Source organism: [Mycobacterium] manitobense (assembly GCF_025821665.1).
Lineage (GTDB): Bacteria > Actinomycetota > Actinomycetes > Mycobacteriales > Mycobacteriaceae > Mycobacterium > Mycobacterium arseniciresistens.
This window is the reverse complement of the sequence record NZ_JACKSJ010000088.1, coordinates 56,348-81,453: the sequence shown is the minus strand read 5'-3', so window position 1 is coordinate 81,453 and position 25,106 is coordinate 56,348. Positions and strand designations below refer to the sequence as shown.

The 25,106-nt window shown below is 68.3% G+C and carries 16 protein-coding genes; 10 read left to right on the top strand and 6 right to left on the bottom strand.

Annotation, left to right across the window (positions count from 1 at the left end; all coding sequences use genetic code 11):
- On the bottom strand, nucleotides 1-1,038 hold a 1,038-nt coding region (locus H7I41_RS11665; RefSeq protein WP_264012737.1), incomplete at its 3' end, for a serine/threonine-protein kinase.
- A 246-nt stretch (nucleotides 1,039-1,284) separates the two neighbouring features.
- Here H7I41_RS11665 and H7I41_RS11660 point away from each other — a divergent pair.
- Nucleotides 1,285-2,046 carry a GAF and ANTAR domain-containing protein gene (locus H7I41_RS11660; RefSeq protein WP_264012736.1) on the top strand — a complete coding sequence of 254 codons (762 nt, stop codon included), beginning with the start codon at nucleotides 1,285-1,287 and terminating at the stop codon, nucleotides 2,044-2,046.
- Between the two features lie 157 nt (nucleotides 2,047-2,203).
- Nucleotides 2,204-5,065: an MMPL/RND family transporter gene (locus H7I41_RS11655; protein WP_308214611.1), complete on the top strand. Its 2,862-nt coding sequence runs from the start codon at nucleotides 2,204-2,206 to the stop codon at nucleotides 5,063-5,065.
- 11 nt (nucleotides 5,066-5,076) lie between these two features.
- On the opposite strand, the gene H7I41_RS11650 is transcribed toward H7I41_RS11655, so the two are convergent.
- Nucleotides 5,077-5,775: an RES family NAD+ phosphorylase gene (locus H7I41_RS11650; protein ID WP_264012735.1), complete on the bottom strand. Its 699-nt coding sequence runs from the start codon at nucleotides 5,773-5,775 to the stop codon at nucleotides 5,077-5,079.
- The gene (locus tag H7I41_RS11645; RefSeq protein WP_264012734.1) at nucleotides 5,769-6,410 is read right to left on the bottom strand and encodes an antitoxin Xre/MbcA/ParS toxin-binding domain-containing protein; all 642 of its coding nucleotides are present in this window, start codon (nucleotides 6,408-6,410) and stop codon (nucleotides 5,769-5,771) included. Before H7I41_RS11645 ends, H7I41_RS11650 begins: the two co-directional genes overlap by 7 nt.
- Before the next feature lie 104 nt (nucleotides 6,411-6,514).
- On the opposite strand from H7I41_RS11645, the gene H7I41_RS11640 reads away from it, so the two are divergent.
- From H7I41_RS11640 to H7I41_RS11630, 3 genes are all read left to right on the top strand, one after another.
- Complete coding sequence (locus tag H7I41_RS11640) at nucleotides 6,515-6,874, top strand: hypothetical protein (protein ID WP_264012733.1); 360 nt, start codon at nucleotides 6,515-6,517, stop codon at nucleotides 6,872-6,874.
- Between the two features lie 355 nt (nucleotides 6,875-7,229).
- Nucleotides 7,230-8,054, top strand: coding sequence for a universal stress protein (locus H7I41_RS11635; RefSeq protein WP_264012732.1), 825 nt, complete (start codon nucleotides 7,230-7,232; stop codon nucleotides 8,052-8,054).
- Nucleotides 8,055-8,056: 2 nt separating this feature from the next.
- Entirely contained in the window at nucleotides 8,057-8,770 is a 714-nt protein-coding gene (locus H7I41_RS11630; RefSeq protein ID WP_264012731.1) for a Type 1 glutamine amidotransferase-like domain-containing protein, read from the top strand.
- A gap of 26 nt (nucleotides 8,771-8,796) precedes the next feature.
- On the opposite strand, the gene H7I41_RS11625 is transcribed toward H7I41_RS11630, so the two are convergent.
- Entirely contained in the window at nucleotides 8,797-9,564 is a 768-nt protein-coding gene (locus H7I41_RS11625) for a class I SAM-dependent methyltransferase (RefSeq protein ID WP_264012743.1), read from the bottom strand.
- A gap of 712 nt (nucleotides 9,565-10,276) precedes the next feature.
- Between H7I41_RS11625 and H7I41_RS11620 the strand changes: the two genes are divergently transcribed.
- The 5 genes from H7I41_RS11620 (at nucleotide 10,277) to H7I41_RS11600 (ending at nucleotide 15,011) form a co-directional block, all read left to right on the top strand.
- Nucleotides 10,277-11,503 (top strand): argininosuccinate synthase-related protein, encoded by a 1,227-nt coding sequence (locus H7I41_RS11620; protein ID WP_264012730.1) that lies wholly within the window; start codon nucleotides 10,277-10,279, stop codon nucleotides 11,501-11,503.
- 56 nt (nucleotides 11,504-11,559) lie between these two features.
- The gene (nthA, locus tag H7I41_RS11615) at nucleotides 11,560-12,198 is read left to right on the top strand and encodes a nitrile hydratase subunit alpha (protein WP_264012729.1); all 639 of its coding nucleotides are present in this window, start codon (nucleotides 11,560-11,562) and stop codon (nucleotides 12,196-12,198) included.
- Nucleotides 12,195-12,860 carry a nitrile hydratase subunit beta gene (gene nthB / locus H7I41_RS11610; RefSeq protein WP_264012728.1) on the top strand — a complete coding sequence of 222 codons (666 nt, stop codon included), beginning with the start codon at nucleotides 12,195-12,197 and terminating at the stop codon, nucleotides 12,858-12,860. Before nthA ends, nthB begins: the two co-directional genes overlap by 4 nt.
- A complete protein-coding gene (locus H7I41_RS11605) occupies nucleotides 12,857-13,225 on the top strand; it encodes a nitrile hydratase accessory protein (RefSeq protein WP_264012727.1) in 369 nt (122 codons plus the stop codon). Before nthB ends, H7I41_RS11605 begins: the two co-directional genes overlap by 4 nt.
- Before the next feature lie 376 nt (nucleotides 13,226-13,601).
- Nucleotides 13,602-15,011, top strand: coding sequence for a bifunctional o-acetylhomoserine/o-acetylserine sulfhydrylase (locus H7I41_RS11600; RefSeq protein ID WP_264012726.1), 1,410 nt, complete (start codon nucleotides 13,602-13,604; stop codon nucleotides 15,009-15,011).
- Here the strand turns inward: H7I41_RS11600 and H7I41_RS11595 are convergent.
- Together H7I41_RS11595 and H7I41_RS11590 are read right to left on the bottom strand one after the other, a co-directional pair.
- Nucleotides 14,972-15,883, bottom strand: coding sequence for a class I SAM-dependent methyltransferase (locus H7I41_RS11595; RefSeq protein ID WP_264012725.1), 912 nt, complete (start codon nucleotides 15,881-15,883; stop codon nucleotides 14,972-14,974). The genes H7I41_RS11600 and H7I41_RS11595 overlap by 40 nt on opposite strands.
- 26 nt (nucleotides 15,884-15,909) lie before the next feature.
- Nucleotides 15,910-25,008 (bottom strand): non-ribosomal peptide synthetase, encoded by a 9,099-nt coding sequence (locus tag H7I41_RS11590; protein WP_308214610.1) that lies wholly within the window; start codon nucleotides 25,006-25,008, stop codon nucleotides 15,910-15,912.
- Between the last annotated feature and the right edge of the window lie 98 nt (nucleotides 25,009-25,106).

Here is a 25,106-nt window from a genome sequence, read left to right as displayed (position 1 = left end):
CAGCACGACGGTCGCCGCGATCAGCGCCACCTGCGTCCTGCCGAACCGCGACCGCGCGGCGGCCTGCGGCGCTGCACGCTGCACGGGTGGCGGCGGCGGCGGGTACGGCGTGTAGCCGGTGGCGGCCGGATTCGGGTACATCGCCGAGAATTGGCGGGTGTCGGTGGGTGGCCGGACATCGGCGGCCGCCGCCACCTGCGACGACGTGGCGGCCGCGGTGGCGGCCCTTGCCAGCTCGCCGGCAGAGGGGAACCGCGCTGCGGGCTGCTTGGCCATGCCGCGGGCGATGACGTCGTCGAAGGCGCGCGACACGCCGCGGCGCGCAGCGCTGGGCCGTGGCGGCGGGGCGAACATGTGGGCGCTCATGAGCTGCCGCAGGTCACCGGCCTCGAAGGGCGGCCGGCCGGTCAGACACTCGTAGAGCAGGCATGTCAGCGCGTAGACGTCCGACGGCGGGCCGACCGGTCCGCCACTGAACCGTTCGGCGGCCATGTACGCACATGACCCGATCACCATCCCGGTCCTCGTCACGCTCGCGTCCTCGTCGGCGTGGGCGATGCCGAAGTCGACGAGGTAGGCGAAGTCGTCGGGGGTGAGCAGGACGTTCTCGGGTTTGATGTCGCGGTGCACCAGCCCGCCCGCGTGCGCCGCGTCGAGCGCCGCCCCGACCTGCGCGATGATCGACGCCGCGCGGCCGGGCTCGAGCGGTCCCTCGGCGCGCAGCACCTCCTTGAGGCTCGCGCCGTCCACCAGCCGCATGTCGATGTACAGCACGCCGTCGATGGCGCCGAAGTCGTGCACGGGAATCACATGGGGTTCCTGCAGGCGGGCGGCGACCCGCGACTCACGGCGGAAACGCTCCTGGAAGTTCGGGTCGGCCGCCACCTCGGGGCGCAGCAGCTTGACGGCCACCATGCGCTCGCGGTGGGTGTCGAAGGCGCGGTACACCTCGCCCATGCCGCCCACCCCGATCAGCGATCGCAGCTCGTAGGGCCCGAACCGGGTTCCGAGACGCGCGCCGCCGTGCGGGGATGCCATGCCACAGTCCTTTCGTTGATCTGGATCGAGAGCCCACCACCGTCCACCTCAACGAGCGGTCCCGAGCTGTGTTCCCGGGTTGCACGGAGAATTAACGCGCCCGTGACGCGTCTGGGCCGCAACGGCTGCTTCAGTCCAGTTTGTGGCGATTCGGTGACCGATGACGAGGACGCGCAAGCTGTCTGCAGACACCGAATTACCGTTTGTGGTCTCAGCTTAGAGGTTTGCAGTCAAGGGGCTTTCTCGATGGGTAGTGACCGTCCTGACCAGTTGGATCGAATCGCGTCGACCACCGAAGCGGTGGAGTCGTTGTTTTCCCTGTTCGCGGCGGAGGAACCGCTCGACGAGGCGCTGCTGCGGGTGGCGCACACCGCGGCCAGGGCGATCCCGGACGCCGATGCGATCTCCATCACGGTGCTGGCGGACAACAAGGCCCGCACCGCCGCGTGCACCGAGGACCGGGTGATGAAGCTCGACCTCGCGCAGTACCGGTCGAACCGCGGGCCGTGCCTGGCGGCGGCCCACGCCCGCACGGCGGTCCGCACCACGCTGGACGTGGATCAGGAGTCGTGGCCGGAATTCGCCGACGCCGCGCGTCAGGAGGGCGTGCTTGCCACCCTCTCGGTGCCGCTGATCATCGCGCCTACCGAGGAGCACGGCGAAGGCGAACTGGTCGGATCGCTGAACATCTACAGCCGCACGGCATCGGCGTTCGACCCGTTCGACGAGAAGATCATGCAGCTGTTCACGGTGGCCGCGGGCGCCGCCATCACCAACGCGCGCCGGTGGCAGGGTTGCCGCGAGACGGTGAGCCAGCTCGAGCGGGCGCTGGGCTCGCGCTCCGAGATCGACCAGGCCAAAGGTGTGATCCGGGCATTGCAGGGGTGTTCGGCAGAGGAGGCGTTCGAGGTGCTGAAGGCCCGCTCACAGCGCGACAACGTCCGGCTGCACACCGTCGCGGCACAGCTTCTCGACTCGCTCTCGGGACGTGCGCAACCGCCGCTGTGAACGCTCTCAGCAGGTAGCGGGGACGTCCCCACCGGGACGGCGAATCTGGTACAAACGTGCGGACAGCTGCCGTCGTTAGGAGTTCTAGCAAGGTGCCCAACTCGCACGTTGAGGCCGGGCGCTGCTGCGGTTCCTCCCCCGCCCGGATGACGTCCCGGTGAGCACACCGACAACCCAGCCGATCCACACTCCACAACAACAGCGGCGGGGCACGCTGCCCAGACTCATCCGCCGGCTGGCGATCCCGATCATCATCGGCTGGATCCTGCTGGTGGCGGTGCTCAACGCCACGGTGCCGCAGCTCGAAGTCGTCGGCCAGATGCGGTCGGTTTCCATGAGCCCCGATGACGCACCGTCGGTGATCGCCATGACCCGCATCGGCGAGGTGTTCGAGGAGTTCAAGTCCGACAGTTCGGCGATGATCGTGCTCGAGGGCGACGACCGCCTCGGCGACGACGCGCATCGGTTCTACAACGAGATGGTCGACCGGCTCGAGGCCGACACCACCCACGTCGAACACGTGCAGGACTTCTGGGGCGACCCGCTGACCGAGGCCGGTGCGCAGAGCACCGACGGCCGGGCCGCCTACGTTCAGGTGTACCTCGCAGGCAACATGGGCGAGTCGCTGGCCAACGAATCGGTGCTGGCCGTCAAGAACATCGTCGGCGACCTGTCCCCGCCGCCGGGGGTCGAGGTCTACGTCACCGGCGGCTCGGCGCTCGCGGCCGATCAGCAGATCGCCGGGGACCGCAGCGTCCGGACCATCGAGCTGGTCACCTTCGCGATCATCATCACGATGCTGGTGCTCGTCTACCGGTCCATCGCCACGGTGCTGCTGACGCTGGTGATGGTGATGCTGGGCTTGACCGCGTCGCGTGGTGTGGTGGCCTTCCTCGGGTATCACGACGTCATCGGCCTCTCGACTTTCGCGACGCAATTGCTGGTCGCGCTGGCGATCGCCGCATCCACCGACTACGCCATCTTCCTGATCGGCCGATATCAGGAAGCACGCTCCAAGGGCATGGACAGGGAGTCGGCCTACTACGACATGTTCCACGGCACCGCCCACGTGGTGCTCGGCTCGGGCATGACGATCGCCGGCGCCACCCTGTGCCTGTCGTTCACCCGGCTGCCGTACTTCCAGACCCTCGGTGTGCCGCTCTTCGTCGGCATGACCTTCGCCGTGCTGGTGGCACTGACGCTGGGGCCGGCGATGGTCACGGTGGCCAGCCGGTTCGGACTGCTGGAACCCAAGCGCGCCATGCGTATCCGCAGCTGGCGCAGGCTTGGTGCGGTGATCGTGCGGTGGCCCGGACCGGTGCTGCTCGCCACCATCGCACTGTCGCTGATCGGCCTGCTCACCCTGCCGGGCTACAAGAGCAACTACAACGACCGCAACTACCTGCCGGCCGACCTGCCCGCCAACGAGGGATTCGCCGCCGCGGAGCGGCATTTCGACGCGGCGCGGATGAATCCCGAACTGCTGCTGGTCGAGACCGACCGCGACCTGCGCAACCCGGCGGACTTCCTGGTGATCGACAAGATCGCCAAGGGCATCTACCGGGTGCCGGGGATCGGCCGGGTCCAGGCGATCACCCGGCCCGACGGCAAACCCATCGAGAACAGCACCATCCCGGCTCAGCTCAGCATGAGCAGCACGTTCAACGCGATGAACCGCGGCTACCTCGAGGCCCGCATGGACGACATGCTGCTGCAGGCCGACGCGATGGACAGGCAGATCGCCACGATGAACCGGATGATCGCGCTGATGGAGGAGATGAGCGCGACCACCGACAGCATGGTCGGGAAGACGGTCGTCACGGCGGAGCACCTCGCCGAACTGCGGGACGGCATCGCGAATTTCGACGACTTCTTCCGGCCGATCCGCAACTACTTCCACTGGGAACCGCACTGCTACAACATCCCGGTCTGTCACACACTGCGGTCACTGTTCAACGCCCTCGACGGCATCAACACGATGACCGATCAGTTCCAGGGCCTGGTGCCTGATCTGCAGCGGCTGAACTCGCTGATGCCGCAGATGCTCACCCTGATGCCGCAGACCGTCCAGACCATGAAGAACATGAAGACGATGATGCTGACCATGCACGCCACCCAGGCGGGTCAGCTGGACCAGCAGGCGGCGATGGAGGCCAACCAGTCCGCCATGGGGGATGCGTTCAACGACGCGATGAACGACGACACCTTCTACGTGCCGCCGGAGATCTTCGAGAACGAGGACTTCAAGCGGGGCATGGAGAACTTCATCTCGCCGGATGGCAAGTCCGTGCGGTTCATGATCAACCACGAGGGCGACCCGCTCAGCGCCGAGGGCATCCACCGCATCGACGACATCAAGCAGGCCGCCAAGGAGGCGATCAAGGGCACTCCGCTCGAAGGCTCCCGGATCTACGTGGCGGGCACCGCCGCGGCGTTCAAGGACATGCAGGAGGGCAACGACTACGACCTGCTGATCGCGGGCATCGCGGCGCTGACGCTGATCTTCACGATCATGCTGCTGATCACCCGCAGCGTCGTCGCGTCGGCCGTCATCGTCGGCACGGTGGTGCTCTCGCTCGGCGCGTCGTTCGGCCTCTCGGTGCTGGTGTGGCAGCACATCCTGGGCATCGAACTGCATTTCATGGTGATGGCCATGGTGGTGATCGTGCTGCTCGCCGTCGGCGCGGACTACAACCTGTTGCTGGTGGCCCGGCTGAAGGAGGAGGTCCACGCCGGCATCAACACGGGCATCATCCGGGCGATGGGCGGCACCGGGTCGGTGGTGACCGCCGCGGGGCTGGTCTTCGCGTTCACGATGATGGGCATGGCGGTCAGTGAGATGACGGTGGTCGCCCAGATCGGGTCGACCATCGGCATGGGCCTGCTGTTCGACACCCTGGTGATCCGGGCGTTCATGACACCGTCGATCGCCGCACTGATGGGTCGCTGGTTCTGGTGGCCGCAGATGGTCCGGCCCAGGCCGGTGCCCGCGAAATGGCCGTCACCGGTGGGGCGCTGACGCCGGAGCGGTCAGCTTTCGCAACGCGGGCACGCGTCGACCCGGGCTGCGGTCATGCCGAGATCGCCCGCCGCGACCACGACGCGCCGCCACATGCGCGGATCGTTGAGAGCGAAGTCCTGGTCCTCGCCGGACGGCGAGGCGACCGTCTCGACGTCGGCATCGGTGTTCCACAGCGCCAGGGCGCGGCCGTTGCTGTGGGCGGCGTGGTAGTAGACCCCGTCCACCGGTCGTCGCGCAGGCTGGTCTTCGTAGATCGCCCGCGCCCAGCGCTGGGTGTGGGGCCGCGGATAGGCGCCGGTGGCCAGTGACGGCAGGGCGCCGATGCGCATGGCGGCGCCTTCGGAGCGCAGGTCGAGTGTGATGATCTCGGCGCGGGGGCGGACCAGCGCCACGCGGTATCCCGGGCAGATCGCCGCCTCTTCGAGGTCACCGAAGACCTCGCCGAGCGCGGTGGACAGATTGCCCGCGACGTAGAGAACGGTTCGGCCGTCGGGGCACATCGCCGGCGCGTCCGGCGGAGGCGTGTGATGGTCGAGACGCGCGAGTGGCCCGTATCCGCGGTGGGTGACGCCGTCGGGCGTGTGCCCGGACCGGTGGTAGACCCGGCACCAGCCCCAGCCGGCCCTGGGCAGCGTGGTGGGCCAGCGCCACGTCCAGATCCGGCCACCGCGCAGCGGCCGATGCGGTTCGCCGAGTTCGGCTACCACGCCGCGGCGGTGATCGCCGCCGCCGCGGCGACGACCTTCGGCACGCGGCCGGCCGCCAGGGCGTCGGCGGGAGTCGCGCCGCCGAGGTCGGCGTTCGGGGTGGTGACCCATCTGCTCAGCGCGACGAGTCCGCCCGGGAACACCTCGCGAACCGCCGCGATCCCGGGCAGGAAACCCCGCTCGGCACCGGCGTTGATCTGCCACATCGGAATCCGCCACTCCCGGCCATCCCTGAGCCCGATCAGATCGCCCTCGGCCAACCGGTCGAGGACGGCCTGCGGCGTCACTCCGAGCAGTTCGGCGACCTGGGGCCGCGACAGCGACGCACCCAGTAGTTCCCGCCGGGCGAGGAAGTCGTTCTTCAGGCCCCGCAGCGCGGCTGCCCGCACCTCGTCGGTGGACGGGGCGGCGCCCCAGAGTGCGTCGTCGAGGCCGGCCTCATCGCGGTCGGCGACGGTCTCGACGAAGTCGGTGCGCACCGAGGCGGGCGCCGACTGCAGCGCGGTGTGCACCGCCGAGGCGGTGTCCTCCACGGACGGCGCCGCACGCTTGCGCACCTTCACCGTTGCCGACGATTCCCGCCTGCGACGGGCTTTCGCCGCCGCGGCATCGGTGGAAGTGGTTCTGACGGCCATACGTCCAGTGTACGCGGAGCAAGATAAACAAGTAAACTATCCTCACCGGCTCCTCTTGCGTCATCGCGGAATGCAGGTCGGGCGGACGCTGCTAGGGTCCGATCATGGGCTTCCTCGACGACGTGCGCCGGTTGAAGCAACTCCAGCAGGAGAATCCGCAGCTGTCCCGGCAAGAGCTCCAGCAGATGCTCGAGAACGACAAGCGGCGGGCCCACCACGGCGACTACGCCCCGAACGCGATCAAGCCCTATGTCGAGGTGGTGCCCGCCAAGGCATGGAAGGCCGACCTCGACGGGTTCGTGGCTGATTACATCGGCATCGTCGGGCTGCAACCCGAGGACACGTTCGCGGTCTACCCGGAGCCCAACCGGGAGAATCCCGGCACCCTGACCATCATCTACCGCGACCGCCCCGAATACGCCGACGGACGCCGCCGATACCGCCGGATACTGCTCGGCGAGTGACCCGCACGCCACCTCGGCGATCGCGTCAATTCGACGACACACACCGTCCGACGGATTAGGGTCGGATTCGAGGATGGGCCGCGAACACTGTTCGCCTTCCGGCACTCGAGGTCGCGCGACCACGTCCGCGGGCGGGGTCGCCGCGCTCCCGAATGCCTTGGCGCACGGGAACACCGGCCGACGACGGCATGGGGGTTCGTCACGATGACCACAGCGGACGCCGTCTCGGAGCAGTCCGGGCGAAGGCCGGTCCTCCGACGCCCATCGTCATGCGGACGGCCGATACCGCTTGTGCAAGAGCAGCTTTCGTCGATCATCGGCGACCCAGAAGACTGACGAAGAGGAAGGTGTTGGCATGCCGCTTGGCGTGATCATCGGATTCGACGGCTCACCCGCTGCGACGGCGGCGATCGACGTGGGGAGGCTGCTGCTCCCAGGTGCGCACGCCTGGGTGGCGCACCTGTGGACTCCCCCGTTCACCAGCGATGCGCTCCGGCGGCGGCTGCGGGCCAGCGCACGCAGTGCCAGCGAACTGGTCGAGCTCACCGAGGTCGAGGGCGAGCGCGAAGCGCAGCGGGTGGCCGCCACGGGCACCACGCTGGCCAGAGCCGCGGGCCTCGACGCCGAGCCGCTGGTGAAACGGTCCTGGGGCGGAGAGGGTCTGGTGCTGGCGCAACTCGCCGAGCAGGTCGCCGCTGACGTGGTGCTGGTCGGTTCCCGTGGGCTCGGCGGCGCACAGGCACTCCTGGGGTCGGTGTCGGACATCGCGGTGCAGTACGCATCGCGGCCCACCCTGGTGGCGCAGGCGCCGATGCTGGCCGACGAGTACGACGCGCTGGCCGAAGGACCGGTGGTGGTCGGTACGGACGGTTCGACCGGCGCGCAGAGCGCGCTGGCGGCGGCCCAACGAATCTTCGCCGGCCGGGAGATCGTCGCGGTCGCGGTCGGGGACGGCGACGCAGAGACCGCCGCGGCCGACGGTGTGGTGATCGAGCCGGGCGGTGGCTCGGCACGGGCGACGGCGGAGGTCCTCGTGGACGTCGCGGCGCGCCGCCGCGCGGCGGTACTGGTCGTGGGCTCGCGCGGGCGATCGGCACTGCGTCAGGTGCTGCTCGGCAGTGTCGCGCGGGCGACGCTGCAATTCTCGCATCGGCCGGTGCTGGTGGTGCCCGGCGCATAGCGGTGGACTGCTTCGATTCCGCCGCGCAACGGCAGCCGCTCTACCTGCTGGCGGACAGCCAGTTGCTGTTCTGGAAGCGGCAGGGCCGACTGTTCCTCGACACCGTCCTCGCTGGGTTGATTCACGACACACCGATCTGCGCCGCGTACATCGGGGCATCCAACGGGGACCGCCCGGAGTTCTACGACATCTTCGAGGCGGCGGTCGATGCGGTTGGAGTGACCGATCGACGGATGATCGAATCGTCGTTCCCCGCGGACGACCGAGCGTTTCTGGAGCGTGCCCGGCTGGTGGTCCTGGCCGGCGGCGACGTGCGTCGCGGCTGGAAAACGTTCGAGGAGACCGGCATGAAGGACGCGATCCTCAGCCGGTATGCGCGAGGGGCTGTGCTGCTTGGCATTTCAGCGGGAGCAGTTCAACTCGGCCGCTATGGGATCGCAGAAACGCCGGAATCCTCCGCGAGCGACCTGCTCGAGGTGTTCGATCTCGTGCCCGCCGTCGTCGACACACACGACGAGGAGGCCGGGTGGAGGCGGCTGTCCCGTGCGATCGGTTCACTCGAGGGAAGGGCTGCGGGACTCGGAATCCCCTCCGGCGGTGGGGTGATCGTTCATCCTGACACCACCATGGAGCCGGTGCGCCGCCCGGCGCGGGAATTTCGTTTCGAGTGCGCTCGCGTCACGAGCTCGGTGTTGCACACCGCATCGGACGAATGAGATGAGCGGCCGGTCTGTGCGTCCGGCTACCGGGGTCGAGCGGCGACCACCGCCGTCGCGCCCCGGGGTTGAGTGCGGAATTCGACGGTGACCGCAGGGTCGGCATACCGGGCGATCGCACGCAGTGCGGACGGGCTGTAGGCGCGCAGCGAGCTGATGACCGCGTCGTGGAGCGGCGGGACCAGCCCGGCGAGCGGCAGCGTGAACGCCAACAACCCCAGCTGGAGCGGCGCCCGCCACCTGCGCAGGTCGATGACCAACAACTTGTCCGCCACCCGGGTTCCCTCTGCGAACACCTTGGCGGCCTGCTCGGGTGGCAAGTGGTGCAAGGACAACGCGAAGACCGCGAGGTCGTAGTACCCGTCGGCGGCGTCGATCGCGGTGGCGTCCATCTCCCGCACCGTGGCGCGTGGATGACTGCCGAGGTCGCCGGCGGCGACGGCGGTCACGAACGCGGGATCGACGTCGGTGGCCGTCACCTGAGCAGAGGGGTGGAGCTCCAGGAGCTTGCGCGACAGCCCACCCAGACCGCACCCGAGTTCGAGGATCTTCGGCGATGCGATGTCGGTCACCTCGGCCAGCACGGCCCGGGCGCACATCTCGTAGTTGCCCATGAACCGCCGCCGGCCCGTGCGGTCGAGGGATTCGATGACCTTGCGCTTGCGGTCGTCGACGTCGTCGCGGTCCAGGTACTCGAGCCGGTCGGTCTGCAACCGCCGGTCCAGCCACGAGGCATCCGGCCCGCCTCGGGGCATGCTCACAATGTCGTCGTGTGTCGTCCCCATGTGGACCATCATGAATGACGGCAGCCATGCTCCGGCGCGAAAGACGAAGTCGAAGGCAAATGCGCTCGACTTTGCGCCGTCCGGCCCGGTTCCGGGGTTCGCGGGCAGTCCGGTGATATTTGCCGGAACCTCGCGTTCGCCCCTTTTGCCGATGCGTGCCGGCATTGGCCGACGCCGCGGATCCGACCATTGCAGCGACGCGGCCGCGGCTTGCCCCATCGATTACAGACCCCATCCCGACCGGCCGTTCCGGGGCCGAATTCGAGATCCGCTCACCAACCGTGAGCGCGCGTCCGCCACCCGGCCGAAGCCCGCGAATGCCGCTGGGATACTTGAAAAGGCCGATTTCTCCGCACAGCTCGGATCGGGTCGGGCACGCAGCCGAGCGCGGTTCTTGAATTGACAATGAACGACGGCCGGAGACGCGGTCCTCGGGACAATGGTTCGCCGGGCCGTGACGTGTCCAAAGGTGCGGGCCGCCGCGCCTCGGGCGCTGTATGCCTCATGAGGAAGAATGATCGCCAATTTCTTTGCTGACCGGAGCCCCGAGTGTTAGCCTGAGCCGGTCGGGAAGACGCGAATCCGTGGTCGCATTCGGGCCTTCCCCGCGTCGCCGGTGCGCGCTTTCTCTCGGACGCGTCGGGCGAAAGAACGGGAACTTCACAGGCAACGGTGAGGTCTTCAGCAGTAACCCGGACCCAGCCAGATAGGGCGTTGACACATGGGATCTGACTTGATGAACAACAGGAAGATCCGCTCCTTCAGGGACATCGAGGATTTGTGTTGCCCCGACGACACGATCGTGACGTTGTGCGGCGGCGGACTGGACAGCGCTTATCTCCTGGCGCAGCTGGCGAAACTCGACGTACACGTGGTTGCGCTGTCCGTCGACGTCGGCGACGACTTCGACATCGGCCAGTTCTCGCACATCGCCGACAAGTTCGACGTACACATCACAAGGGTGGACTGCAGAAGAGAATTCGCCGAGGAATTCGTGCACGCGTCGATGCTCGCCGGCGGAAGGTATCTCGGACAGCATCCGATCAGTGCGTCCCTGTCACGACCGTTGATTGCACGAGTCGGTGTGGAGCTCGCGCGATCGGTCGGGGCGAAGTGTCTGCTCCACACAGCCAATCAGTCACAGAACAGCCTGCGAAGGCTCAACGGGGCCATCAGCGACCTGGGTTTCGACGGCTACTACGGATCGCCGTATGAGTTCGACGCCCTCTCCCGGGACTTCAAGCGCCTGGAGCTGCAGGAGAATTTCGGGATCTCCGGTTTCGCGAATCGCTACCTCAGCACCGACACCAACCTGTGGTGCAGGGAGTTCGAGAGCGGGACACTCGACGACCCCGAAGCGTTCCAGATCGACGAGAATCTCTATGAGTGGTCTGTCGCATCCGAGACGGCCAGTCGGGTGATCGAGCTGCGGTTCGACGCGGGGCGTCTGGTGTCGGTGGACGCCGAGCCCGTCACCGACCTCGTCGAACTGATCTCCAACATCAACGCCAAAGTCGGCCGCTACGGCATCGGACGGTTCTCCAGCCTGGAGCACCTGGAAGGTGGCGAGAAGGTGCTCGAGGTGCGCGAAGCACCCGCCGCGGCACTCATCCTCGAAGCCTTCGGTCAGTTGGCATCGGCGACACTGGACGTGGAGACCCTGCGTTGGATGCGAACGCTCGGCGACGCCCTGATCATGGAGGCCGTGGAGGGGCGGTGGTTCCGCGGTCTCCGCACGGCATTGCAGTCCTTCCTCGAAGTCAGTGCTCACCGCGTCAGTGGGACCGTCAGGTTCACCCTGCGCAACGGGGGGTTCGAGCTCGAAGGATTGAAGGCCGTTTCGCCGCTCTACATCCGCGATCGCGAGCAGTGGGAGTACCACAAGGCCGCCGCGGCCAGGTCCGTGACGCTGAGTCGGCTCAACGGTTCTGCCGTCTCGACGGCATAGGCGCTCACCGTGCGTCGCTCCAGGGCATGGTTGTCTCGTCGCCGTAATCTCGAATGATGAGCGGACCCGGCCGCAGTCCCGGCATCGACGGGGGTCATCCCGGCGCGATCGGCGAGATGGACCTGCGGGTGCGGGCGCTGGAAAGCGTGCTCGTCGAAAAGGGATATGTCGATCCAGCGGCACTGGACGAGGTCATCGACACCTACGAGACGCGCGTCGGACCTCGCAACGGTGCGCGTGTGGTGGCTCGGGCGTGGGTTGATCCGGGCTACCGCGACTGGTTGCTGACCGACGCCTCCGCCGCGATCGCGTCGCTGGGCTACACCGGCAGGCAGGGCGAGCACATGGTCGCCGTCGAGAACACTCCCACGCGACACAATCTGGTGGTCTGCACGCTGTGCAGCTGCTACCCGTGGACTGTGTTGGGCCTGCCACCCACGTGGTACAAGAGCGCGCCGTACCGGTCGCGCGCGGTACGTGACCCGCGCGGTGTGCTGGCCGATTTCGGTGTGCGGCTACCGCCGGACACGGAGATCCGGGTCTGGGATTCGACCGCCGAAATCCGTTACCTCGTCCTCCCCTTGCGACCGGTGGGCACCGAACATCTCGACGAGGAGGATCTCGCCGCGTTGGTGACCCGCGATTCGATGATCGGCGCCGGCCTCCCCCGTGAGCCGGAGAGCGTCGGCGCATGAGCAGCGGGGAGTACGTCACCTACGCCGATCTGGGCGGCCAACCGCATCACGGACCGGTTGTCCCCGGTTCCGAACACGCACTGTGGCATGCGGCTTGGGAGCCGCGGCTGTTCGCGCTGCACCTGGCTCTGGGCGCCGCCGGGGTGTGGAACCTCGACATGGCACGTTCCGCGCGCGAGACCCTGCCGGACTACGACCGGCGGAGCTACTACGAGATCTGGTTCGCCGGACTGCTCAAGCTGCTCGAGGAGGGCGGATTGGTCACCGCCGACGAACTGACCGCCGGCCGGTCGTTACACCCACCGCGACCGGTGCGCCGTGTCCTGCACGCACGCGATGTGCCGAAGATGTATGCACGCGGAGCGCCCTCCGAGCGGCCCGCGACCACGGATCCGCGGTTCACCGTCGGTCAGCGCGTGCGCACGATCACCGGGCCCTTCGCGCATCACACGCGGCTTCCGCGGTATGCCCGGGGCAAGCCGGCGGTGATCGAATTCGTGCACGGGACACATGTCTTCGCAGACTCGAACGCCCACGGCCTGGGAGAACAGCCGAAGTGGCTCTATGGGGTGGCGTTCCGCGGCACCGAGTTGTGGCCGGACGCAGATCCGGCCCTGACTGTGTCGATCGACGCGTGGGAACCGTATCTGGAACCAGCATGATTCAGCCTGACTCGCCTCCCTCGATCGCGCGCGGCGACCAGGTGATGTTCGAGAGTCCCTGGCAGGCAAGGGTTTTTGCGATCGCGGTCTGTCTGCACGAGCGCGGGCTGTACAGCTGGGCCGAGTGGGCCGACGCGCTCGCCACCCGCATCACGGCGGCACAGGCGGCGGGTGACGCCGACATGGGCGACACCTACTACCACCACTGGCTCTGCGCACTCGAAGACCTGTTGGCGCGCAAGGGCGTCGAACCGGACGAGACAGCACGCTGGCACGGCGCGTGGCAGCGCGCGGCGCACCGCACACCGCATGGCCGGCCGATCGAAGTGCATCCGAGCGACTTCGACGTCGGTCCTGACGAGTAGCCAACGCGGGTGTGAAGCGTCACCAGGCGTGAAACGACGCTGACGGACGGAAAAACTCTCAACTCCGGTGTCGAATTCCTAGCGAACACTTCGAAGAAGTGGTCGGATGGTACATGGGCGCCAGCGTCACGCACCGGCCCGCCGGCCGACACCCTTCCCACCGCTGGTGGGAGTCGCCGGCGGCTCGACAATCGCCGGTTCGAGGTCACGAGACCCCGACCAGACATGGCAAACATGATGTGCGTACATCGAGCACGCTCACGCACCGCGCGTGTCGCTACCCACCGACGACTGACGGTCGACGTCATCAGTTGCTGAAGCCGGGGGTGCCGCGAGCATCCCGACACCAGACCAGTCCCGTCCACCAGAGGCAGCCATGACCGACGACGCCGACACCCAGCCTGATCCGACCGCACATTGGTCCTTCGAAACCAAACAGGTCCACGCCGGTCAGCGGCCAGACGCGACCACCCATGCCCGTGCGCTACCGATCTACCAGACCACCTCCTACACATTCGACGACACCGCACACGCCGCCGCCCTGTTCGGCCTCGAGGTGCCGGGGAACATCTACACCCGCATCGGCAACCCGACGACCGACGTCGTCGAGCAGCGCATCGCCGCGCTCGAGGGTGGAGTGGCCGCGCTGTTCCTGGCCTCCGGACAGGCCGCCGGCACCTTCGCCATACTGAATCTCGCCGGAACCGGTGACCACATCGTGTCGAGCCCGCGGCTCTTCGGCAGCACCTACAACCTGTTTCATTACACGCTTGCCAGGCTCGGCATCTCGGTCACCTTCGTCGATCCCGACGATCCTGAATCGTGGCAGGCGGCGATACGGCCGAACACCAAGGCGTTGTTCGCCGAGACCATCTCGAACCCGAAGAGCGACGTGCTGGACACGCCACGCGTCGCCGCCGTCGCACACGAGAACGGCGTGCCGTTGGTCGTGGACAACACCATCGCCACGCCGTACCTGATCCAGCCGATCACTCAGGGTGCCGACATCGTGGTGCACTCGGCCACCAAGTACCTCGGCGGGCACGGAACCGCGATCGCCGGTGTGATCGTCGACGGCGGCACCTTCGACTGGACGCAGGGCCGCTTCCCCGGCTTCACGGCTCCCGACCCCAGCTACCACGGCATCGTGTACGCCGACATGCCTGCGCCCTTCGTCACCAAGGCCCGGCTCCAACTGTTGCGCGACATGGGTTCCGCGGCTTCGCCGTTCAACGCGTTCCTGGTGGCCCAGGGTCTCGAGACACTGAGTCTACGAATCGAACGCCACGTCGCCAATGCGCAACGGGTCGCCGAGTACCTGGCCGGCCACGACGGCGTGCTGTCCGTCAACTATGCGGGGCTGCCGAGTTCACCGTGGCACGAGCGGGCGAAGAGGCTGGCGCCCAAAGGAACCGGAGCCGTTCTCGCGTTCGAACTCGCCGGTGGCATCGAGGCAGGCAAGGCGTTCGTCAACGCGCTGAGACTGCACAGCCATGTCGCCAACATCGGCGACGTGCGCTCACTGGTGATCCACCCGGCATCGACGACCCACGGCCAGTTGAGCCCCGAGGAGCAACTGTCCTGCGGCGTCAGCCCGGGGCTGGTGCGATTGTCCGTCGGCATCGAGGGCATCGACGACATCCTGGCCGATCTGGAACTCGGCTTCGCCGCGTCACGGAAGTGCGGGGACGTCACGATGGCCGGAGCAGTGATCGGTGCGACAACGGCTCACCGACCGCCGGAAGCTCAGGCGTCCGATGGCTTACGCGCCGAGGCGATCACATAGTCGGTCAAGCCCACTCCGCGTTCCCAGATCTCCACGCCGCGGCACTGGGCGCGGTCGTCTTCCGACACCTCCACGACCACTTCGTCCATCTTCTTCCCCTCGACGCGCTGGCGGCTGTACTTGGCCATGCCGGGGAACACGTCCTGCCGGATCGACTCCACTTGGACATCACCGAATCCGGCGGCAGACAGGCGCCGTGGGTATTCCTCGCGGTCGTAGAGGTTGGCCTCCGGAACGTGGCCGTACTTGCGTGCGAAGGCGGTGGCTCGGCTCGTCTTCTTGCCCGGAACCGGGAGCATGTCGGCGATCGCGATGGACCCTCCGGGTTTGAGGACTCGAAATGCCTCGCGCAGGAACTGTTCACGTGTGTCGAAGTGGAACGCGCACTCCAGGGCCAGGACTGTGTCGAACGTCGCGTCGGGGAATTCCATCGCGGTCGCCGAACCGAGCCTCAGGTCGATGCGATCCTGCAGCCCGCGCTTGGCGACCCGCTCCCTGCCCTTCTCGATGTGGACGGGGGTGATGTCGATGCCCGTGACGCGGGACAGCTTGAAGCGGTCGAGGAGAACGAAGTCCTGCTCGGCGAAACCCACGCCGACGTCGAGGACTTCGTCGCCTGGTTGCAGTCCGGCCCGCGTTCCCAGCAGTTCCACCATCGCGACGCAGGCGTCGGGGTAGGTGCGCGCCTCTTTCCAATAGCCGAGGTTGAGCCACAACGGCTTGTCGTCGTCGACGAAGCCCTCGTCCAGGAAGTCGATGACATCGTCTCCGAGGGTGGTGTAGTAGGCCGCCGCATCCTTCTGTCGCACCAGGGTGAAGGACCGGACAACCGTCAGGAACCCCCAGTAGATCGAGAGGGCGATTCGGCGCATTTTGTTCCTCCGGGGATCGTCGTTGGCTAGAGCAGTCCGAACCGTCGCAGGTCGGTGACGTACTTCATGATGACGGGCGCCGTGACGTGCGGGATGTCCGAGATGTCGCGGTCCAAAGTGAATTTCGCTTCCTTGAACGCGGACCGGAACCTGTCGGTCGGCGCCCATGATCCCTGCATCGGCTCGGGAAGGTCGAAGTGACCGGAAGGACGCAGCTGCAGCATCTGCAGCACCGAGTGCTCACGCTGCTTCTCCGGCAGAGCGCCCAGCGCCGTCTCGAACCGGTGCAACCACTCGCCGAAGTCGTCGATGCGCTTGATCGGCAGACCGGCATCCACCAGCCAGTCGACGTACTCGTCGGGCCCGATGCCGTCGTCGTGCGGGTTCATCACGTGATAGGTAGCGAACCCGTCGCCCATCCGGGCACTCAGCGTGGCGATCGACTCGGCGACGAAATCGACGGGCAGCCCGTCGAAATGGGCGCGCTGCCGGTTGCCTGCGGCGTCGCGCGCGAAGAACGAGCCGGGCGCCAGGCCGGTGGCCACCATGCTGAGCACCATTCGGCTGACGATGTCCGACACGTTGAGCTGGCCCGCGTAGGTCGGCTCGGCCAGGATCACGTCGCAGCGGAACACCGCGACGGGCAGCCCGCACAGGTCATGGGCCTCGCGCAGCAGCACTTCGCCGGCCCACTTGCTGTTCGCGTATCCGTTGCCGAAGCCGCCGTCGTTGATGCGGGTGGGGCTGATGACCCGGATGTCGGCATCCTCGGTGAACTCGGACGGGTCGATCTGGTTCCTCACGTCGCCACTCGACACGTAGCCGTAGGGCTTGAGTTTCGAGGTGAGCGCAAAACGGAGCAACTCGGCCGTGCCCACGACGTTGGGACCGAACAGCTCGCTGTAGGGGAAGACACCGTTGACCATCGCCGCGGGATCGACGATGAGATCGACGCTCTCGGCCAGCGCCTGCCAGAGTTCCTCGTCCAGCCCCAGGTTCGCCTCGCCCTTGTCGCCCGCGATGACCTCCAGATGATCGGCTGCGAGTTCCTGGAAGTGCCGCAGCAGTCCCGGGTCGCCGCTGTCGAAGGTCTTGTGCAGGCGGAGCCGCGCCTCCTCGTCGGACCCGGCTCGCACCAGGCAGATCAGCGTGCCGTCGACCAGGTCCATCCGCTTCAGCCATTCCAGGGCCAGGTATCGCCCGAGGTAGCCGGTCGCTCCGGTGAGCAGGACGGTCCGCACTTCGGCGCCCGGGCGCGGCAGGGTCGGGGCGGCGGTCAGCGTCGCAGCATCGATGAACTTGTCCAGCGTGAGGTCGCGGGCGTGCACCTCGGTGCTGTCGCGGCCGTGCACGGCCGCGAAGCGGGGCCCGTGGCCGGCCTCCTCCTCGTCATCGTGCCTGTCCACCCGCAGGCTCAGTCCGCTCACCGATGGCGCGTCGAAGATGGCGCGCACCGACAGGTCGATGTCCAGGGTCATGTTGATCTTGCCGATCACCCGCATCGCCGACAGCGAATCCCCGCCGAGGTCGAAGAACGAGGTGTCGACCCCCACACGGTCGACGCCGAGTACCTCGGCGTAGATGTCGGCCACGATCTCCTCGGTCGGGCCGGTCGGAGCGCGGTAGGGGTGCGCATCCTGGTAGTCGGGCGCCGGCAGAGCGCGCGCGTCGAGCTTGCCGTTGACCGCCAGCGGCAGCCGCTCCAGCACGACCACCGCGGCAGGCACCATGTACTGCGGGAGCCGCTCGGCCAACGCGGCGCGTAGCCCCGCCGGGTCCGCCGTGCCGGTGACGTAACCGACCAGGCGTTTGTCGCCGGGGCGGTCCTCACGAGCGATGACCACGGCCTGCTCCACACCGTCCAGCCGCATCAGGGCGGCCTGGATCTCGCCGAGTTCGATGCGGTAGCCCCGGATCTTGACCTGCTCGTCGGCGCGGCCCATGAACTGCAGCTGCCCGTCGGCGCGCCAGCGCACCAGATCCCCGGTGCGGTACATCCTCGCCCCCGGCACCCCGAACGGACACGCGACGAACCGTGACCCGGTCAACCCCGCCCGGCGCCAGTATCCGACGCCCACCCCGGCGCCGGCGATGTACAACTCACCGACCACCCCTGCGGGCACCGCCCGCAACCATCCATCCAGCACGAAGAAGGCGTTCCCCGCTGCCGGAATGCCGACCGGCGGCACCCCCGACCCCACGGTCAGCGGCCCGCTCATGGACGTGTACACCGTTGTCTCGGTGGGGCCGTACGCATGCCACATCATTCGCCCGGGCGCCCACCGATCCACCACCTCCGCCGGGCACACCTCACTCGCCGCCACCAGTGTCACGCCGTCGAGCCCCTCGGAGGACAGCATTCCCACCGCCGACGGGGTCTGGATGAGCATGGTGACGTGTTCGCTGATGAGCAGGGCGCGGAGGTCTTCCGGTGAGCGACCGACGGATTCGGGCACCACCGCCAGCCGCCCACCGCGCAACAGCGCACCCCACATCTCCCACACCGAGACGTCGAAGGCCAGCGAATGCCACTGCGCCCAGACCTGATCCGGTTCCAGCCACGTGTCGATCGATGCCAGCAGCTGGGTCAGGTTGTGGTGGGTGAGGGCCACACCCTTCGGGACACCGGTGGTGCCGGAGGTGTAGATGAGGAAGACGACGTCGTCCGGACTCGGCGCCGGCAAAGCGGTGGCCGGACAGTTCCTGATGCGGGGATCGTCGACTTCGATGACCACCGTTTCGAAGTCATCGAGTCGGCCGGCCAATTCGGTGGTGGTGATGGCGGCGACCGGCGTCGCGTCGGCGAGCATGAATCCGATGCGCGCCGATGGCAACGCCGGGTCGATCGGCAGATACGCTGCTCCGGTCTTCAGCACCGCCAAGATCGCCACGACCGCATCGGCCGAGCGCTCGAGCAGCAAGGCCACGTATTCACCCGAACGGGCGCCGTGACCGGTGAGCAGGTGCGCCAGCCGATTGGCGGCTTCGTCCAGTTCCCGGTAGGTCAGTGAGCGACCCTCGAAGGTAACGGCCACCGCGTCGGGGGTGCGGGCCACCTGTGCGGCGAACATGGCCGGAACCGACATCGCGGGCGGCGCCGGCCGAGTCAACGCGGCGCGGTGGCCGATCTCGTCCAACCGGACATGCTCGGACGCGTCGAGCACATCGATCGCCGAGACCCGCCGGGCCGGGTCGGCGGTCATCGCCTCCAGCACCCGCTGCAACCGCGTGACGAGCGCCTCGATGCCGGCCGCGTCGAACGCATCGGCGTCGAACTCGACACGCAGGCCGAGTTCCGGACCGGGCGTGGCCTGCACCGTCAGCGGGTAGTGGTTGTACTCGCCGATGGCCAGGTCGGTGACGGCCAACTCGTGGTCGCCGGACATCGCGGCGGTGTCGATCGGGTAGTTCTCGTAGACGAACAGCGTGTCGAACAGTTGATCGTGGCCGGTGATCCGGTGGATCTCGTTGAGCGCCAGGTGCTGGTGGTCCAGGGTGTCGTTGTATGCGCGCTGCAGCTGGTCCAGCAGTTCGGCGGTGGTGGTGGCCGCCGTGATGGTCGCGCGCACCGGCACCGTGTTGATCAGTAGGCCCACCATCGCCTCGGCGCCTGCCACCTCGGTCCTGCCCGACACCGCGGTGCCGAAGGCGACGTCCTGCTGACCGGTCAGCCACACCAGGAGCTGCGCCCACGCGGCCTGCAGCACGGTGTTGACGGTGGTGTGGTGCGAGCGCGCCAGCTCCCCGAGCGCCCGCGTGGTCGCCTCGGGCACTCGGAATGCCGCCACGCCCTTGGTGTTCGGCCCCGACCGTTGCGCCGGACCGACCAGTGTCGGGGTCTGGAAGCCGGCCAGCACCGCACGCCATGCGGCCTCGGCGGCGGCTCGATCCCGGGTGGCCAGCCACGCGACATATCTGCGGTACGGGACCGCCGCGGGGAGGCGCTGACCGTAATAGCCGGCGAAGATCTCGCCCAGCAGGATCGGCAGCGACCAGCCGTCCATCACGATGTGATGGTTGGTGAGCACCAACCGATGGCGATCCTGCGCGATGCGGATCAGCGCCACGCGGAAGGCCGGCCCGTCGGCGAGATCGCAGACCGCGGCGCGCTCCTCGGCGCAGACCCGCTCGATCTGCTCGTCGACGCCGTCGACGTCCAGCTCGACGTACCGCCATCCCGGCGCGGGATCGGCCGGGATGACCTGCACCGGCTCGTCGAACTGGGCGCAGAACCGGGCCGCCAGATGGGGATGGCGCTTCACCACCGTGTGCACCGCGTCGCGCAGTCCGTGCGGACCGAGCGGACCGGTCACGGTGAAGGCCAGCTGCACCGCGTACACGTCGTCACCGCCATCGCGCATGGTGCTGGCGAGATAGAGCAGCCCCTGCTGCAGCGGGGTCAACGGCAGGACATCAGCGATGTCGTGTCGCTGGTCCAGCTCATCGATCTCATGCTGATCCAGCCGGGCCGGGATGATGTCCGACGGGGTCAGCCCGCCGCCGCCGCCGCGCACATGCGCGCAGATGCCGGCCAGGGCGTCGAACCACAACCGGCTCAACCGGCTGACCTGATCGTGATCGAGCGCCGAACGCGCCCACGTCCAGTTGGCGTGCAGATGCGGGCCGGCGTCGGTGTCGATGGTGCCGGCGTTCAGCGCGACCGTGTGTGCCAGGGGCATCGGCACCGCGGTCGCGGCGGCGGTCATCGACACACCGTCCTGACTGATCCGCCACAGCTCATCGACACCGGCGGCGTGCGGCGAACCACCCAGTCGACCGAAGTAGTTGAAGCCGATCGACGGGTCGGACTCCGGCAGGTCCACGTCGGGATTGAGGTAGCGCAGCAGACCGTAGGTCAACGGATCGGGCAGGGCGCGAAGCTGTTCCTTGGCGGCCTTGATCACCGCACCGAGCGCCGCATCACCGGCGGTCACCTGCGCCCAGGACAATCCGCCGACGTCGAGTGTCACCGGGTACTTGGCCGTGAACCAGCCCACCGTGCGCGACAGGTCCACATCCGCGGCGAGTTCCTCATGGCGGCCGTGGCCCTCCACGTCGATGCCGACCGGCATCGCGCCGTGGCCGAGGAATTCGGTCCACGCCAGCCCGAACGCGATCAGCAGGATGTCCTGGATTCCGGCATGGAACGCCGCAGGCACCTCACCCAGCAGCAGCCGCGTGGTGTCGGCGCCCAGGGACGCCGACATCTGCCCGGCGCCGGCGTAGGTGTCCCGCTCGGGTCGGGGCGCGGGAAGCGCGGCCGGAGTCGCCGCCACCTGCCTCCACTCCTCCCCCAGGGCCGCGACCTCGGGAGCGTGGGCGTGCTCGGCCAGCAACGACGACCATCGCGCGAACGACGTCCCGCCTCCGGGCAGGGCCACCGGTTGGCCGCCGTGATGCTGGACCCAGGCGATGTTGATGTCCTGCAACAGAATCCCCCACGACACCGCGTCGACGGCCAGGTGGTGGATGATGATCGCCAGCTGACTCGTCGGGGGCGCCCACACCGCGCTGAGCATCACCCCGGCGCCCGGGTCGAGCCGCGACCGCGCCTCGACGAGCACCTCGTCGTCGAGCACCTCGACGGTCCGCAGGCAGTCGCGTGCGTCCACCGCGCCCACCTCGGGCACCGTCAACGACCAATCACCGGCACCGTCGTCGTCGACGCGCAACCGCAGCATCGCATGGCGATCCAGCAGCGCCTGCAGCACCACCACCACGTCGGCCTCGGCGACCGGTGACGGAACAGCCAGCAGCACAGTCTGATTGAATTCGTCGACGGGGCCGTCCACAGCGCTCAGCCACCGCATGATCGGCGTGGCGATGACCGGCCCGATGCCTTCGTCCACCACATCGGAGCCGCTGTCGGCCACCACCGCCACCCGTGCCACGCCCGCCACCGTCTGCTCGACGAAGACATCGCGCGGCCTGCACACCACCCCGGCGGCGCGGGCGCGGGCCACCACCTGCATCGACAGAATGCTGTCGCCACCCAGGTCGAAGAACGACTCGTCGACCCCCACCCGCTCCAGTCCCAGTACTTCCGCGTAGATGTCGGTCAAGATCTCCTCGACCGCGTTGCCGGGGGCCCGATACTCGCCGGCGGTGTATTCGGGTGCGGGCAGGGCGCGGCTGTCGAGCTTGCCGTTGGCCGTGAGGGGCAACGCGTCGAGGAGCACCACCGCCGCCGGGACCATGTAGACCGGCAGCCGCTGCGCCAACGCGCGACGGACCGCGGCGGGATCGACCGCGCCGGCCACCGACGCGGTGATGTATCCGACCAGACGCTTGTCGCCGGGGCGGTCCTCGCGCGCGATCACCGCCGCCTGCTCCACCCCGTCCAGCCCGATCAGGGCGGACTGGATCTCGCCGAGTTCGATGCGGTAGCCGCGGATCTTGACCTGTTCATCGGCACGCCCGAGATACCGCAGCTGCCCATCGGCGCCCCAGGACACCAGATCCCCGGTGCGATACATCCTCGTTCCGGCCGCGCCGAACGGGCACGCCACGAACCGCGATCCGGTCAATCCGGGACGGCCCAGGTAGCCGACGCCCACGCCGTCGCCGGCGACATACAGCTCGCCGACCACCCCGGCCGCAACGGGGTGCAGCCACTGGTCGAGCACGAACAACGCCGCCCCGGGAACGGGGAAACCGACCGGCGGCGCACCCGATCCCGCAGTCAGCGGCGCGCTGATCGCCACGCACATCGTGGTCTCGGTGGGGCCGTAGGCGTTCACCATCACCCGCCCCGGCGCCCACCGGTCCACCACCTCGGCGGGACATGCCTCGCCCACGACCACCAACGCCGCCGACTCCAGACCCTGCTGCGGCAGCATCGCCACCGCCGACGGCGTCTGCGTCAACACGCTGACCTGTTCGCTGACCAACACCTCGTGGAAATCCTCCGGTGAACCCGCCACCGCTTCGGGAACCACCACCACCCGTCCCCCGCGCAGCAGCGCCCCGAAGATCTCCCACACCGACACGTCGAACGCCAACGAATGACACAGCGGCCACACCCCGGGATTCGGCAGCCCCGCATCCAGCGACGCCAGCAACCGGGTCACGCTGTGATGGGTGATCCCCACGCCCTTGGGTGTGCCGGTGGTGCCCGAGGTGTAGATGACGTACGCGACGTCGCCGGGTTCGGGCCCCGCCGGCGCCGTACCGGGTTCAACGGCGCCGGCCAGATCCGCGACATCGACCACGGCGACGGCGATTCCGTCGAGCCGTGAACGCAATTCCGCGCTGGTGATCACCGCCACCGGCGCGGCATCCTCCACGATGAACCGCAGGCGCTCAGAGGGCACCGTCGCGTCGAGCGACAGATACGCCGCCCCGGTCTTGAGCACCGCGAGGATCGCCACGACCGCCTCGGCCGACCGCTCCAACAGCAGTGCCACGCACTGTCCCGGTCCCACACCGTCGGCGGCCAGCAGGTGCGTCAACCTGCCGGCGGCCTCGTCGAGCTGCAGGTACGTCATCGACATGCCCTGGCATACCAGCGCCACCGCGTCCGGTGTCCGTGCCACGTGCTGGGCGAACAGCGCCGGAATCGACACGGCCGGGGCTCCCGGCTGAGTCAGCGCGGCGCGGTTGCCGAGCTCGTCCAGGTGGGCATGCTCACCCCCGTCGAGCACATCCACCGCCGACAGCCGCCGTTTCGGGTCGCCGGTCATTGCGACCAACACCCGCTGCAACCGGCCGATCAACGCCTCGATGCTGTCCGGGTCGAACACGTCGGTGCGGAACTCCACCGCCCCGCCGATCCCGGCGGCCTGGCCGCTCTCGGTCCAGCGTTCACCGAGGGAGAACATCAGGTCCATCCGGGCGGTGCGGGTGTCCACCGGCATCGGCGTGACCTGCAGGTCACCCAGCGCGAGCGTCGCGGCCTCGTTGTTCTGCCACGTCAACGCCACCTGGACGAGCGGGTGATGGGTGAGGTTCCGGGTCGGCTGCAGCCGGTCGACCAGCACTTCGAAGGGCACGTCCTGGTGCTCGTAGGCGGCCAGGCCGCGGCGGCGCACCTGGGCCAGCAGCTCGGCGACGGTGGGATCACCCGTCAGGTCCGTTCTCAGCACCAGGGTGTTGACGAAGAACCCCACCACCTCGTCCAGCGCGGGGTCGGTGCGCCCGGCGACCGCGAAGCCCACCGCCACGTCGGTGCTGGCGCTCACCTTGGCCAGCAGTACCGCCAGGGCGGCCTGGATCACCATGAACGTGGTGGCATTGTGCTCGCGGGCAACCCGCGAAACCTGCTGCTGCAGTTCGGCGGACCAGTCGATCGTCACCGTGGCGCCGTGCTGATCGGTCACCGCCGGGTACGGGCGATCGGTCGGCAACTGCAGCCGCTCGGGCAGCCCTGCCAGCTCCTTCTCCCAGTACCCCACCTGCGCGGCGATGCGGCTTTCCGAGTCGGTCAGCTCACCCAGCCGAGTGCGCTGCCACAACGTGTAGTCGACGTACTGCACCGGCAACGGCGCCCAGCCGGGCGCGTGCCCGGCAGACCTGCTGACATACGCCGCGCCCAGGTCCCCGATCAGCGGGGTGATCGACCAGCCGTCGGCGGCGATGTGGTGCACCACGGCCGCAAGCACGTGTGTGTCCTCGGCAAGGCGGAAAAGCGTTGCCCGCAGCGGGATCTCGCTTGCCAGATCGAACGGGTGGCGGATCGCGGCGTCGATCTCCTCCTGCAGTCGGGCCTGCGGCCAGTCGGTGGCATCGACGACGTGCCACCCGAAGTCGGCCCGCTCGGGCGGCATCACCAGCTGCTGGGGTATCCCGTCGGGTGCGGCGAACAGCGTGCGCAGGCTCTCCTGGCGCGTAACCACATCGGCCAGCGCCGCCCGCAACGCCCCGGTGTCCAGCGGCCCACTCAGCCGCAGTGCGGTCGCCATGTTGTACACCGGGGACGGTCCGTGCAACTGGTCGAGGAACCACAACCGCTGCTGGGCGAACGACAACGGCACCACCGACGGCCGCTCCACCGCCACCAAGGGCTCGCGCCGCGCCCCTTCTGCGCCGACACGCAATGCCAACTGGGCGACGGTGGGCGCCTCGAACACGGCGCGCACCGAGAGATCCGCATCCAAGCCGTTGTTGATCGCGGCAATGACCCGCACGAGTCACCGCCGAGGTCGAAGAACGAGTCGTCGACCCCGACCCGCTCGACACCCAGCACCTGGGCGTAGACCCCTGCCAGGATCTCCTCGACCGCGTT